The organism is Microbacterium sp. PMB16 (assembly GCF_051294855.1).
In the GTDB taxonomy this organism is placed as follows: domain Bacteria; phylum Actinomycetota; class Actinomycetes; order Actinomycetales; family Microbacteriaceae; genus Microbacterium.
Window position 1 is genome coordinate 2,562,048 of sequence record NZ_CP145908.1, and the last position, 13,654, is coordinate 2,575,701.

12 protein-coding genes are annotated in these 13,654 nt (G+C 70.7%); 6 read left to right on the forward strand and 6 right to left on the reverse strand.

What is annotated here, in order from left to right:
* Positions 1–5 precede the first annotated feature (5 nt).
* Genes paaZ through V5D55_RS12280 form a run of 4 tightly spaced genes read right to left on the reverse strand, consistent with a single transcriptional unit; the run spans position 6 to position 4,867 of the window.
* A complete protein-coding gene (gene paaZ, locus V5D55_RS12265) occupies positions 6–2,093 on the reverse strand; it encodes a phenylacetic acid degradation bifunctional protein PaaZ (protein ID WP_435743383.1) in 2,088 nt (695 codons plus the stop codon).
* On the reverse strand, positions 2,090–2,947 hold the full coding sequence (locus V5D55_RS12270; RefSeq protein ID WP_435743384.1) for a 3-hydroxyacyl-CoA dehydrogenase family protein: 858 nt from the start codon (positions 2,945–2,947) through the stop codon (positions 2,090–2,092). The genes paaZ and V5D55_RS12270 overlap by 4 nt, the downstream gene beginning before the upstream one ends.
* The gene (locus V5D55_RS12275; RefSeq protein ID WP_435743385.1) at positions 2,944–3,684 is read right to left on the reverse strand and encodes an enoyl-CoA hydratase/isomerase family protein; all 741 of its coding nucleotides are present in this window, start codon (positions 3,682–3,684) and stop codon (positions 2,944–2,946) included. The genes V5D55_RS12270 and V5D55_RS12275 overlap by 4 nt, the downstream gene beginning before the upstream one ends.
* Entirely contained in the window at positions 3,677–4,867 is a 1,191-nt protein-coding gene (locus V5D55_RS12280; protein ID WP_435743386.1) for a thiolase family protein, read from the reverse strand. The genes V5D55_RS12275 and V5D55_RS12280 overlap by 8 nt, the downstream gene beginning before the upstream one ends.
* 120 nt (positions 4,868–4,987) lie before the next feature.
* On the opposite strand from V5D55_RS12280, the gene V5D55_RS12285 reads away from it, so the two are divergent.
* Positions 4,988–5,599, forward strand: a complete 612-nt coding sequence (locus V5D55_RS12285; protein WP_435743388.1) for a TetR/AcrR family transcriptional regulator — start codon at positions 4,988–4,990, stop codon at positions 5,597–5,599.
* A gap of 10 nt (positions 5,600–5,609) precedes the next feature.
* Here V5D55_RS12285 and V5D55_RS12290 read toward each other — a convergent pair whose 3' ends face one another.
* Entirely contained in the window at positions 5,610–6,029 is a 420-nt protein-coding gene (locus V5D55_RS12290) for a pilus assembly protein CpaE (protein WP_435743390.1), read from the reverse strand.
* A 107-nt stretch (positions 6,030–6,136) separates the two neighbouring features.
* Between V5D55_RS12290 and V5D55_RS12295 the strand changes: the two genes are divergently transcribed.
* Positions 6,137–6,280: a hypothetical protein gene (locus V5D55_RS12295; RefSeq protein WP_435743391.1), complete on the forward strand. Its 144-nt coding sequence runs from the start codon at positions 6,137–6,139 to the stop codon at positions 6,278–6,280.
* Positions 6,277–8,394 (forward strand): DEAD/DEAH box helicase, encoded by a 2,118-nt coding sequence (locus tag V5D55_RS12300; protein ID WP_435743393.1) that lies wholly within the window; start codon positions 6,277–6,279, stop codon positions 8,392–8,394. The genes V5D55_RS12295 and V5D55_RS12300 overlap by 4 nt, the downstream gene beginning before the upstream one ends.
* Before the next feature lie 14 nt (positions 8,395–8,408).
* Here V5D55_RS12300 and V5D55_RS12305 read toward each other — a convergent pair whose 3' ends face one another.
* Positions 8,409–9,176: an IclR family transcriptional regulator gene (locus tag V5D55_RS12305; protein ID WP_435743394.1), complete on the reverse strand. Its 768-nt coding sequence runs from the start codon at positions 9,174–9,176 to the stop codon at positions 8,409–8,411.
* 165 nt (positions 9,177–9,341) lie between these two features.
* Here V5D55_RS12305 and dhaK point away from each other — a divergent pair, with 165 nt between their 5' ends.
* From dhaK to ptsP, 3 genes are read left to right on the forward strand one after another with little or no spacing between them, the layout of a single operon-like run.
* Positions 9,342–10,334 (forward strand): dihydroxyacetone kinase subunit DhaK, encoded by a 993-nt coding sequence (gene dhaK, locus V5D55_RS12310; protein WP_435743396.1) that lies wholly within the window; start codon positions 9,342–9,344, stop codon positions 10,332–10,334.
* A 58-nt stretch (positions 10,335–10,392) separates the two neighbouring features.
* Positions 10,393–11,037: a dihydroxyacetone kinase subunit DhaL gene (gene dhaL, locus V5D55_RS12315; protein ID WP_435743398.1), complete on the forward strand. Its 645-nt coding sequence runs from the start codon at positions 10,393–10,395 to the stop codon at positions 11,035–11,037.
* Entirely contained in the window at positions 11,037–13,514 is a 2,478-nt protein-coding gene (ptsP, locus tag V5D55_RS12320; protein ID WP_435743399.1) for a phosphoenolpyruvate--protein phosphotransferase, read from the forward strand. Before dhaL ends, ptsP begins: the two co-directional genes overlap by 1 nt.
* Positions 13,515–13,654: the final 140 nt, after the last annotated feature.

Consider the following 13,654-nt stretch of genomic DNA (forward strand, 5'->3'; position numbering starts at 1 on the left):
GCGCATCACGCCGCCGCCGCGCCCGGGTCGTGCGCCGCCGCGAGCTCCTTGGCGACCAGGGTCAGCACGTCGTACTCGGCCACCACCTCGTCGCGCTCGTTGCGGATCACGGCATCCCAGCGCACCTCGCCGTACTCGTCGGTCTCGCGCGGCGTGATCTGCTTGGCGGTCAGCGTCACGCGAATGCGGTCACCGGGGGAGACGGGGGTGACGAAGCGCAGGTTCTCCAGACCGGAGTTCGCGAGCACCGGACCGGGCGCAGGGTCGACGAACAGCCCCGCCGCCCACGACACGAGCAGGTAGCCGTGCGCGACCCTGCCCGGGAAGAAGGGATTGGCCGCGGCCGCCTCCTCGTCCATGTGCGCGTAGAAGAGGTCTCCGGTGAAGTGCGCGAACGTCTCGATGTCGGCCAGCGTCACCTCGCGCTCCGCCGAGTCGACGCGGTCGCCGATGCGCAGTTCGGCGAGCGACTTGCGGAACGGATGAGTTCCCGTGGCGTCGGCATCCGCTCCCGCGTGCCAGACGCCCGTGATCGCGGTGAGCATGCGCGGTGAGCCCTGGATCGCGGTGCGCTGCATGTAGTGCAGCACCGCGCGGATGCCGCCCAGCTCTTCGCCGCCACCCGCGCGGCCGGGGCCGCCGTGCACGAGATGGGGCACCGGGGCGCCGTGACCGGTCGAGCTCCGGGCATCGTCGCGGTCGAGGAACAGCACGCGGCCGTTGAACGCGCCGATGCGGGTGATCAGTTCGGCGGCGGTCTGCGGATCGTGTGTCGCGACACTGGTCACGAGCGAACCGCCGCCGCGACCGACCAGCTCCGCGGCCTCGGCGAGCGTCGAATAGGTGAGCACGCTCGTGACAGGGCCGAAGGCCTCGATCTCGTGCGCCGCCTCGGGGGCGGCGCCGTCGAATCCGATCACGAGCGGCGAGAGGAAGGCGCCGTCGTCGGCCGGACCGACGGTGCCGTCAGCGCGGGTGACATCGGGACGCTCTGTCGATCCGATCAGCAGTGTGCCACCGGCGTCCTGCAGCAGACCCACCTGCTGCAGCACTTCATCGCGCTGGTGGACCGACACGAGCGGACCGAGGGTGACGCCCTCGGCTCGCGGGTCGCCGATCACGACGCGGGACGAGATGCTCGCCTGCAGCGCGGCCACGACGTCGTCGCGAGCCGCAGCAGGCACGATCGCCCGACGGATCGCGGTGCACTTCTGGCCGGCCTTCGTGGTGAGCTCGACCATGAGCTGGCGCACGTAGGCATCGAACTCCGGCGTGCCGGCCACCGCGTCGGGAGCGAGCACCGAGGCGTTGATCGAATCCGTCTCGCTGGTGAACCGCACGGCGTGATCGACCTTGTCGCGCAACCGGGCAGCCGTCGAAGCGCTCCCGGTGAAGCCCACGCTGTCGCCGAGCCCGAGACGACCGAGCAGATCGTGGACGCCGCCGCTGAGCAACTGCAGCGACCCCGCGGGAAGCAATCCGGAGTCCACAAGGATGCGCACCCACGCCTCGGCCACGTACGCGGTGGGTGTCGCCGGCTTGACGATCGAGGGCACCCCGGCGAGGAAGGCGGGAGCGAACTTCTCCAGTGCGCCCCACATCGGGAAGTTGAAGGCGTTGATCTGCAGAGCGGCGCCCGGCAACCGCGTGTAGATGTGCCGGCCGAGGAACGAACCGTCCTTGGAGAGGGGCTCGATCGCACCGTCGAGATACACCTGGGAGTTCGGCATCTCGCGTCGGCCCTTCGACGAGTACGTGAAGAGCACGCCGATGCCGCCGTCGATGTCGTTGAGCGAGTCGCGTCGCGTCGATCCGCTCTGCGCGGAGAGCTCGTATAGTTCCTCCTTGTGCGCCGTCAGCTCGATCGCGAACTGCTTGAGCAGCACCGCGCGCTGGTGGAAGGTCAGCTTGCCCAGCGTCCGCTGCCCCACGGTGCGCGCGTGGTCGAGGACAGCGGCGACGTCGAGGCCGCGGGTGCTGATCCGGGCCACCTCCGCCCCGGTGGATGCGTCGTGCACGACGGCGGCCTCCGCGTCGGCATCCGGAGCCCACCAGGCGTCGCGCACGTAGCTGGGCAGGATCGCAGCAGTCATCTCTCGTCACTCCACTCGTAGAATCCTCGACCGCTCTTGCGGCCCAGATGTCCGTCTTCCACCATCCGGCGCAGCAGTGCCGGTGGGGCGAAGCGCTCGCCGAAGGCGCTCTCCAGCTCCTCCGCGATGCCGAGGCGCACGTCGAGTCCGACGATGTCGGTGGTGCGCAGCGGACCCGTCGGATGCCGGTAGCCGAGCTCCATCGCCGCGTCGATGTCGACGGCAGAGGCGACGCCCTCCTCGAGCATGCGGATGGCTTCGAGCGCGAGCATCACGCCCAGGCGGCTCGAGGCGAAACCGGGGGAGTCGCGGACGATCACCGGGGTCTTGCCGAGCGCTCCCACCCAGTCGCGCACGGTGTCGACGAGCGGCGATGAGGTCTGTGCGCCGGTCACGACCTCGATCAGAGTGGAGGCGGGGACCGGGTTGAAGAAGTGCATCCCGAGGAATCGCTCGGGGCGGCGCAGCTCTGCGGCGAGGGCCGTGATCGAGATCGAGGATGTGTTCGAGGCGAGCACCGCGTCCTCGACGATCACGGCCTCGATGCGGGCGAGTGCCTCGGACTTGAGGGCGCGATCCTCGGGCACCGCTTCGACGACGAGGCCGGCGGCGGCGAACTCCTCCACCGCCGTGCCGACCGTCAGCGCGGCGGTGAGTTCGTCGAGCGGGAGGACGGTTCCACCGCGGGCGACGGACCGTTCCAGGGTGGTCACGACCCGCTGCCGCGCGGCCTCGGCAGCGCTCTCGTCGCGCTCCACGACGTGCACGCGCGCGCCGGCCAGCAGGAACGCGTGGGCGATCCCCGCGCCCATCCGGCCTCCGCCCAGCACGCCGATCCTCTCGGGCAGGCTCATCGGCTCTTCTTCCTCTCCAGGAACGCGGTCATCCGCCGCCGCTTCTCGTCGCTGTCGAACAGCTCTGCCTGGATCTCGCCGACCAGTGCGAGATGCTCGGCGGACGCGGTGAGCAGCAGGCGTTTCGTGAGCTCGGTGGCGCGGGCGTCGTTCGCCGCGATGCGGTCGGCGAGCGCGTGCGCGGCGGGGAGCAGGTCGTCGGGGGCGTGCAGAGCCGAGAGCAGTCCCCACATCAGCGCCTCGGGGCCGTCGATCACGCGGCCGGTGAGCAGCAGCTCGCTTGCACGGGCGTGGCCCACGATCTCGGGCAGTCGCCACGTGGCCCCGGCAGCGGCGATGATGCCGAGCCCGGTCTCGGGGTTGCCGAAGCGCACGCGGTCGGTGCCGATGCGGATGTCGGCCGCGTACGCGAGTTCCGCTCCTCCGCCGAGCGCGTATCCGTCCACCGCCGCGATCACCGGCATCGGCAGCCGACGGATACGGTCGAACACGGTCGCGTTGATGCTCTGGCGGGCGTCGGCCGATGTGCGATCCCGCAGCTGTGCGATATCGGCGCCGGACGCGAACACGCCCCCGGCCCCGTGCAGGATCAGCAGGCGAGGGGAGCGTTCCAGGCGCTCGCACAGCGCGTGCAGCTCATCGACCATCGCCTGGTCGATCGCGTTGCGAACCTCAGGGCGATCCAGGGTCGCGACGATCCGGTCGTCGCGCTCGTCGATGCGCAGGGCGTCAGCCATCGATCCGCTCCACGATCATCGCCGTGCCCTGGCCGACGCCGACGCACATGGTGGCGAGCCCGTACCGGGCCCCTTCGCGCGCCAGGCGTCCGAGCAGCGTCACGATCAGGCGCGAGCCGCTCGATCCGAGCGGGTGCCCGAGGGCGATCGCGCCGCCGTCGGCGTTCACGATCTCGGGGTCGAGCCCCAGTCGGCGGATGCTGGCGAGCGACTGCGAGGCGAAGGCCTCGTTCAGCTCGACGGCGCCGATGTCGCCGATGGTCAAACCGCTCTTGGCCAGAGCCTTCTCGGTCGCGGGCACCGGACCGAGGCCCATGATCTCGGGGGCGAGAGCCGCCGTGGCGGAGGAGACGATGCGGGCGAGCGGGCGTAGTCCGTGGCGCTCGACGGCGTCCGCGCTCGCGACGACGACGGCGGAGGCGCCGTCGTTCAGCGAGCTGGAGTTCCCGGCGGTCACCACCTGGCCGCCGGTGACCACGGGACGCAGCCCGGCAAGCGCCTCGAGCGAGGTCTCGCGGCGGGGTCCTTCGTCGGTGTCGACCGGGCCGCGCGATGTCTCCACTGCCACGATCTCGTCCTGGAAACGTCCGGCGTCGATCGCGGCGAGGGCCCGGTGGTGACTCCGCAGCGCGAACGCGTCGGCGTCTTCCCTGGTGATCCCGTCGAGGCGCGCGACCTCTTCCGCTGTCTCGGGCATCGAGAAGGTGGCCTTGTCGCGGGCCGCCAGGCGCGGGTTCACGAAGCGCCAGCCGATCGAGGTGTCGAACGCGGCGCCGGGCTTCGCCCACGCGCGCTCCGGTTTCGCCTGTACCCAGGGTGCGCGCGTCATCGACTCCACGCCGCCGGCGACGAGGAGGTCGGCATCGCCGGCGCGCACCGCGTTGGCGGCGAGGGCGATCGCCGACATGCCGGATGCGCAGAGGCGGTTGACGGTGAGTCCGGGGACCGTGTCGGGGAGTCCGGCGAGCAGCACGGCCATGCGGGCGACGTTGCGGTTGTCCTCGCCGGCCTGATTGGCGGCACCGAGGATCACCTCGTCGACCGCCTCTCCCGGGATGCCGGCGCGGGCGACCGCATCGGCCACGACGAGCGCGGCGAGATCATCGGGTCGGATGCCGGCGAGTGCACCGCCGTAGCGCCCCACGGGGGTGCGGGTGGCGGCGACGAGGTAAGCCTCGGACATCGTCATCCTTTCGTCCGCCCACACCGGCGGATATTTGCAGACCGATCGTTCAGGAATGATCGCAGATCCTGCCGCGCTTGGCAACCCTGCGCAAGGCGCGCGCGATGCCAGACTGGGGTCATGGCTGAACACGACGACCCACAGCGACCCGCCCGCCGCGGGCGCCCGGGGTACGACCGCGATCAGGTGCTCGCCGTCGCCGTCACCGTGTTCAACGAACAGGGCTACGACGCCACGTCGATCGCCGATCTCGCGACGAAGCTCGGACTCACGAAGTCGGCGCTGTACCACCACTTCGAGTCGAAGTCGGCCATCCTCGCGCTCGCGCTCGACGATGCGCTCGACGCGCTCGAGACCGTCGTCGACGAGGCGGAGGCGGCGCATGCGGAAGCATCCGAACGCCTTCGGTCCATCGTCCGCGGAGCGGTGGGCGTGCTCACGGCGAAGCTGCCATCGGTCACGCTGCTGCTGCGGGTGCGCGGCAACAGCGACGTCGAGCTCGCCGCGCTTGCCCGTCGCCGTGTCTTCGACCAGCGGGTGACGGAGATCGTCCGGGAGGCGCAGCGAGAGGGACTCATCCGCGGCGAGATCTCGGCCTCGGTCGCGACCAGGCTCATCTTCGGCATGATCAACTCGGTGGTCGAGTGGTACCGCCCCGGCGGCGCGGTCGACCCGGCGGAGCTCGGCGAGGACATCCTGCGCGTCACCCTCGACGGGCTGCAGTCCCGGTGAGCCGAGCCCGTCAGTGCGAGCGGGAGATCAGCTCCAGCAGCGCGCGGCCATAGGCCTCGGCGGGATCCGGATGCTCGAATGAGAGCGCAGAGCCGGCGATCTCGATGTCCACCCGGAACGTGTCGTCGAGGCGAACGAGCGTGCGGAACGTCCCGCGGAGCAGGTCGCGCAGCTGATCCTCGCGCGGCAACCACACGGCGTCGGCGAGAGTGACGGCGTCGAGCGCCCACTCCGTCGTGCCGTTGAATGCGAGGTCCGTGCCACTCGGCGTCTGCCGCGCCTCGATCGTCATCTCACTGACCGTGAAGACATCCGCCTCTGCTTCGAGCTCCACCTCGTTTGGCAGGTCGAGCTGGAAGCGGTCGCCCTCGGCGGGGTGCCATCCCAAGCCGGCTTCGCGCAGCGCGACGGCGAGTTCACGGGTGATCATGTTTCCACGTTATGCGCGATCTGCGGGTTCGGGATACCCGCTGTCCGACGGCGGTGCGGAGGCCGGGTGAGGGCGCGGCCCGGTACAACTGCAGGGAGGAATGACGGATGCAGGCCCGGACACGCGTTCTGAACCTGCATTTCGCACTTTTCACCGACAAGTCGGATGGCTGGGCCGGTGAGCCTGTGGATGCCGGTGCTCTGGATGCCGGTGCCGAGGTGTCGGCGGCGTGCGGCAGAGTGGGGACATGACCACCGCAGCTCCCGCCGACACTCGCGAGGCCGCGCTCGCCGCCCTGCGCGAGCTCGTCGGCCGACCCGATGCCGACTTCCACGACGGGCAGTACGAGGCGATCGAAGCGCTGGTCGAAGCGCGCCGCCGTGCCCTCGTCGTGCAGCGCACGGGGTGGGGCAAGTCGGCGGTGTACTTCGTCGCGACACTGCTGCTCAGGCGACAGGGAGCTGGTCCGACCGTGCTCGTGTCGCCCCTGCTGGCGCTCATGCGCGACCAGATCTCCGCCGCCGAACGCGCCGGCGTGCGCGCGGTCGCCATCAACTCCACGAATGCCCACGAGTGGACCGACGTGCTCGAACAGCTCGATCGCGACGAGGTCGACGTACTGCTCGTCTCACCCGAGCGGCTCAACAACCCGGCGTTCCGCGAGCAGCAGCTTCCCGCGCTCGTCCGTCGCATCGGCATGCTCGTGGTCGACGAGGCGCACTGCATCAGCGACTGGGGCCACGACTTCCGTCCCGACTACCGGCGCTTGCGCGACCTCATCGCCCAGATGCCCGCCGACGTCCCCGTGCTCGCGACCACTGCCACGGCCAACAGCCGGGTCGTGGCCGACGTCGCCGAGCAGCTGGGCAGCCTCACGGGAGACGCCGGCGCCGCGCCGGTGCTCACGATCCGCGGGCCGCTCGCGCGCACCTCGCTGCGGATGGGCGTGCTGAGACTGCGCGATTCGGCGAGTCGCCTGGCCTGGCTGCTCAGCCACCTCGACGACCTCCCCGGTTCCGGCATCATCTACACGCTCACGGTCGCGGCTGCCGTCGACACCGCCCGGCTGCTGCGCGATCACGGGCACGACGTGCGGGCTTACACCGGCCAGACCGACACCGAGGAGCGCGAGGAGTCGGAGGGGATGCTCAAGCGCAATGAGGTCAAGGCGCTCGTCGCGACGAGCGCGCTGGGGATGGGCTTCGACAAGCCCGATCTGGGGTTCGTGCTGCATCTGGGTGCTCCGTCCTCGCCCGTGGCTTACTACCAGCAGGTCGGGCGAGCCGGCCGCGCGAGCGAGAGCGCCGACGTGCTGCTGCTGCCAGGGGTCGAGGACCGCGACATCTGGCACTACTTCGCGACCGCGTCGATGCCCGACCGGGAACGGGCCGAACGCGTGATCGGAGCCCTCGGCGATGCGCCGATCTCGACCCCGGCGCTCGAGGCGATGGTCGACATCCGTCGCACGCCGCTCGAGCTGCTGCTCAAGGTGCTCGACGTCGACGGCGCCGTGCGGCGGGTGCAGGGCGGTTGGGTCGCGACCGGCGAGCCGTGGACATACGACGCCGAACGCTACGAGCGCATCGCGGCGGAACGCGTGGCCGAGCAGCAGCACATGATCGAGTACGAGCAGACCGACGGATGCCGGATGGAGTTCCTGCAGCGCTCGCTCGACGACGGCACCGCGGCCCGCTGCGGGCGATGCGACAATTGCGCCGGCATCTGGTTCCCGCAGGAGATCGGCGCGGGGGCGAGCACGCAGGCGGCGGAGTCGCTCGACCGGGTCGGGGTCCCGATCGAGCCGCGCCGTGCCTGGCCGACCGGCGCCGATCGACTCGGTGTGCCGGTCAAGGGGCGTATCGCCGCAGACGAGCAGGCCGGCGAGGGGAGGGCGCTCGCGCGCCTCACCGACCTCGGCTGGGGCAACACCTTGCGCGAGATGTTCGCGTCGGGGACGTCGGATGCCGCGGTCACGCCGCAGCTGCTGCAAGCCTGCGTCCGCGTGCTCGCCGGGTGGGGGTGGGCTGAGCGTCCGGTGGCGGTCGTCGCTCTGCCGTCACGCTCTCGTCCGCTGCTGGTCGACTCCCTCGCCCGCGGCATCGCCGAGGTCGGACGCCTTCCCTATCTCGGTGCGCTCGAACCGGTGGGCGGCGGGCCGAGCGGGCAGTCGGGCGGCAACAGCGTGTTCCGGCTCGCCGGGCTCTGGGATCGACTCAGCGCCGAGCACCTCGAGGTGCCCGCAGGCCCGGTGCTCCTCGTCGACGACCTGGTCGACAGTCGGTGGACCATGACGATCGCCGCCCGTGCCCTCCGACAGGCAGGCGCGACCGAGGTGCTCCCGCTCGTGCTCGCGCTGCGGGGCTGACGGCCGAGGTCGGCTCAGTCCTCAGCCGGGGCGACGCGCGGCGGCCACGAGGTCGCGCCGAGCTCGCGGGAGATGTTGCGAGCGGTCTCGCGCAGAGCGTTGAGCACGGCATCGGATGCCGGGGCCTCTGAGGTCGGCATCACCACTGCCACGGCCGCGACGATGTCATTCGAGGCATCGGAGACCGGTGCGGCGATCGACGATTCTCCGAGCACCGCTTCGTCGGCCTCGCTCGCGCTGCCCCGTTCGGCGATCGCCGGGAACTCGAGGGTGAGCCGGGCGATGTCGGTGACCGTGTCGCCGGTGAGGCTGCGCAACGGCTGCTCGAAGACGCTGCGCTGGAAGCCGAGGTCGTAGGCGAGCAGCACCTTGCCCATCGCGGAGGCATGCGCGGGGATCGCGACGCCGGTCTCCAGCATCTGCTGGCTGTCGTCCGGGCGCAGGTTGTGATGGATGACGAGCACGTCGGTGAAGTGCGGGGCGCCGAGCCGGACGGAGAGGTTCGTTCGACGGGCGAGCTCCTGCGTCCACCGCATCGCTCTGGCGCGCACATCGAGCGTGTCGAGATACACGTTGCTGAGACGCAGCAGCGTGGGGCCGAGCATGTACCGCTGGCCGCCGCGCTCCTTGGCGACGAGGCCGTGCGAGCGCAGCGACTTCACGATGCCGTGCACCGTGGAGGGCGGGAGGCCGAGGGCGGCGGACAGGTCGGTGATGCCCAGATGGCGGGCGCCCTGGAGCAGTTCGAGGATCTTCGCCGCGCGGTCGATCGCCTGGATCACGGTTCATCCCTCCTTCCGGTGCATCGTCGAGCCGGCTCATCGTGCAGGTCGTCAGGATTGATCTTGACAACCCGACCGGGTCCGAGCATATTCGACATTAACGAATTGCTTTCGGATTTTCGCGAAAGTCCTCGCGAGGAACGACAGATCGAAGGAGATCGAACGGTGAAGAAGCTCATCAACGCCCCCGAGGACGTTCTGGTCGAATCCCTGAAGGGTGTCGCTCTCGCGCATCCGGAGCTCGCGGTCGATCTCGAGACCCATGTCATCACCCGTGCGACGCCGAAGGCGGAGGGCAAGGTCGCCATCGTCTCCGGTGGCGGCTCCGGGCACGAGCCGCTGCACGGCGGATTCGTCGGAGTGGGAATGCTGGATGCCGCGGTCGCCGGCGAGGTGTTCACGTCTCCGACTCCTGACCGGGTGCAGGCCGCGACCAAGGCCGTCGACCGTGGCGCCGGCGTGCTGCACATCGTGAAGAACTACACCGGCGACGTCTTGAACTTCGAGATGGCCGCCGAACTCGCCTCGATGGAGGGGATCGAAGTCGGTAGCGTCGTGGTCGACGACGACGTCGCCGTGCAGGATTCGCTCTACACCGCCGGGCGTCGTGGCGTCGGGCTCACCGTGCTGCTGGAGAAGCTGGTCGGCGCGGCAGCCGAAGAGGGGCAGGACCTCGCATCGGTCGTCGCGCTGGCGCAGCGGGTCAACGGCCAGGGCCGCTCGATGGGCATGGCGCTCACCAGCTGCACGGTGCCGGCCGCCGGCAAGCCCACGTTCGACTTGCCGGACGACCAGATGGAGATCGGCATCGGCATCCACGGTGAGCCGGGACGGCACCGCGAACCCCTGGCGCCGGCATCCGACATCGCGCGGCAGCTCGTCGAGCCGATCCTCGCCGACCTCGATTTCGCGGGCCCCGCGATCGTGATGGTGAACGGCATGGGAGCGACGCCGCAGATCGAGCTGTACCTGATGTACGCCGAAGTCGCCGCGCTGCTGGAGAAGGCGGGAGTGCAGATCGTCCGCAACCTCGTCGGCAACTACATCACGTCGCTCGACATGGCCGGATGCTCGGTCACCGTGCTCAAGGTCGACGACGAGCTGCTGCGTCTCTGGGATGCTCCCGTGAACACTCCTGGGCTGCGCTGGGGCGCCTGACCTGCACACGCCCCGCACTGACGGGAACTGATTGTCGAACCTTCGAAGGACTGGATACATGACTGACATCATCGGAACCGACGCCCTCGTCGACTGGATCTCGCGCTTCGGTGCGGCCGTCACGGAGAAGCGCGAGTGGCTCACCGAGCTCGACTCCGCGATCGGCGACGCCGACCACGGCGCCAATATGTCGCGCGGCATGAGCGCGGTGAAGGAGAAGCTGGCGGCCGGGGCGCCTGCCACCGCCGACGAGCTGCTCAAGTCCGTCGGGATGACTCTGGTGAGTTCGGTGGGGGGAGCCAGCGGTCCGCTGTACGGCACGTTCTTCCTGCGGATGGGGATGACGGCCGGCGCCGTGACGGAGCTCGATGCCGCGGGCCTTGCCGCCGCGCTGCGAGCCGGGCTCGAAGGCATCGTCGCCCGCGGAAAGGCCGAGGCGGGCGACAAGACCATGTTCGATGCCATGGCCCCGGCGGTCGACGCGCTGGACGAGGCTCTGGCCGGCGGCGCCTCCGTCGCCGACGCCGTGCAGAAGGCTGCGGATGCCGCCGCCACCGGCCGCGACGCGACCGAGGCTCTGGTGGCACGGAAGGGCCGAGCGAGCTACCTCGGCGAACGCAGCGCCGGGCACCTCGATCCCGGGTCTGCGTCCACCGCGATCCTGTTCGAGACGCTGGCCGCAGCGGTCTCCGGCAGCTCCTGATGATCGGGATCGTCGCCGTCTCCCACAGCGCACGGCTCGGGGAGGCGGCGCTGGAGCTTGCCCTGCAGATGGTTCAGGGCGGAGGAGTGCGGGTGCAGGTCGCCGCCGGCGCGGGTACGGATGCCGAGGGCACGCCGATCCTCGGGACGGATGCCGTCGCCGTCGCGGCCGCGATCGACGAGCTGGCTGCGGACTGCGACGGCGTGCTCGTGCTGATGGATCTCGGCTCCGCAGTGCTCAGCGCGGAACTCGCGCTCGAGCTGCGCATGAGCGAGGTCCCGGTCAAGCTCGCCCCGGCACCGTTCGTCGAAGGGCTGCTGGCCGCAGTCGTCTCGGCCGCGGCGGGAGGAACTCTCGACGATGTGGCTGTCGAGGCCGGGGCCGCGCTCGGCGCGAAGACCGGTCAGCTCGGAGAAGCCGAGCCGGCACCCACTGCGGAGAGCTCCGCCGTACCCTCCGGCGCCCTCGTCCGTCGGGTGCGGGTGCGCAACCGGCTCGGCATCCACGCGCGCCCCGCGGCCCTGATCGCCGAAGCCTCGACCGGGACGGACGTGCGGCTGCGCCGCCTGCCCGACGGCCCTGACGCATCGGCGGCGAGTCTGTCGCGCCTGCTGATCCTCGGTGCGCGTCACGGGGAAGAGCTGGAACTGACCGCTGCCGGACCGGACGCAGCAACAACGCTGGACCGGATTCAGGCGCTGTTCGACGACGGATTCGGCGAGGGGACCGACGCGGCCGGGCCCGAGGTGAGTGCGCCCACGGCGAATGTGGAGCAGGCCCCGCAGGTGGCGGTGCCCCCGGTGACGGTCGTTTCCGGTTCCGTACTGCGCGGACGGGGCGTGAGTCCGGGGCGCGTCGCCGCACCCGTCCTGCATCTTGCGCCGCCGCTGCCCGAGCCCGACGCCGGAGTGGTGATCGCTCCGGAGGATCGGGCCACGGAGGTCTCCGCCATCGAGTGGGCGGCGGTCGCGGTCGCCGATCAGCTCCGGTCGCGCACAGCCCAGGCGTCGGGTGAGGCCAGAGCGATCCTCGACGCCTCGAGACTGCTCGCCTCCGATCCGGAGCTGGTCTCCGAGGCGACCGCGCTCGTGCAGGCCAAGGGACGAAGTGCGGCGCGAGCGGTGTGGGAGACCGCGGCGTCGCATGAGAAGGGTTTGCGTGCGCTCGGCGGGCGCATGGCCGAGCGCGTAGCCGACATCCGCGACGTGCGGGATCGGATCATCGCCGAGATCCTCGAGGTCGAGATGCCCGGTGTGCCGGAGCACGAGGAGCCGTTCGTGCTCGTCGCCACCGATCTCGCGCCCGCCGACACCGCGTCGCTCGCCGGCGGCGGCTGCGTCGGTCTCGTCACCGAGCAGGGCGGGCCGACCTCGCACACCGCGATCATCGCGCGCTCCCTGGGCCTCCCCGCGGTCGTCGGCGTCGCGGGCGCCACCGGCATCCCTGCGGACGCCATGCTCCTCGTCGACGGCGATCGCGGCATGGTCGAGGTCGACCCCGCGGAAGCCCGTATCGCCGAGGCGCGGGCGACGGCCACCGTGGTCGCGTTCGATGGCGCGGGACGGCTCGCCGACGGCCCCCGCATCCCTCTCCTCGCGAACGTGGGCGGGGGAGCGGATGCTGCGGCTGCGGCATCCGCTCATGCCGAGGGCGTCGGGCTGTTCCGGACCGAGTTCTGCTTCCTCGACCGGACCGATGCGCCGACCGTCGACGAGCAGGTCGCGGCCTACCGCGAGGTGCTCGGCGCGTTCTCGGGACGCAAAGTCGTGGTGAGAACACTCGACGCCGGGAGCGACAAGCCGTTGCCCTTCGCGAACGACGATCAGGAGGACAACCCCGCCCTGGGTGTGCGCGGCCTGCGGATCGCTCGCCGTTCTCCGGAGCTCCTCGATGAGCAGCTGCGCGCGCTCGCCACCGCGGCGGGCGCAGAGTCGGCGATCGTCGAGGTGATGGCGCCGATGGTGTCGACTGTCGAAGAAGCGCAGGACTTCGCCGATCGCGCACGGGCCGCTGGTCTCGCACGCGTCGGGATCATGATCGAGACTCCCTCGGCGGCTCTCCTGGCTCCCGAGCTGTTCGAGATCGTCGACTTCGTCAGCATCGGCACGAACGACCTCGCCCAGTACACGCTGGCGGCCGATCGGCTGCTCAGTGAACTCGGCGACCTGAACGACCCCTGGCAGCCGGCGGTTCTGCGGCTGATCGGACTGGTCGGCTCGGCCGGTCGTGCTGCCGGCAAGCCTGTCGGCGTCTGCGGTGAGGCTGCCGGCGACCCGGCACTCGCGCCCGTACTCGTCGGCCTCGGGGTCACGTCGCTGTCGATGACCGCTCGATCGCTCGGGAGGGTCGCGGCGGCACTCGCGGGTGTCGACGAGGAAGGCTGCCACCGCGCGGCACAGGTGGCGTCGACGTCCTCGACGGCCGAGGGCGCGCGCGTCGCAGCAGCCGCTGAGTTCCACGCTCAGGGGCTTCGCTGACCGGTGCGCACGCGACGTATATGCGTTTCTTGGAATGTGTTGCGTATCGTTCCGATCTCGACATCGGCCGGATGATCCCTTGGGGTCGGCAACCGCGCGTACGCTCGCACACAGGGTGTCACTGGACGACGGACAGACTC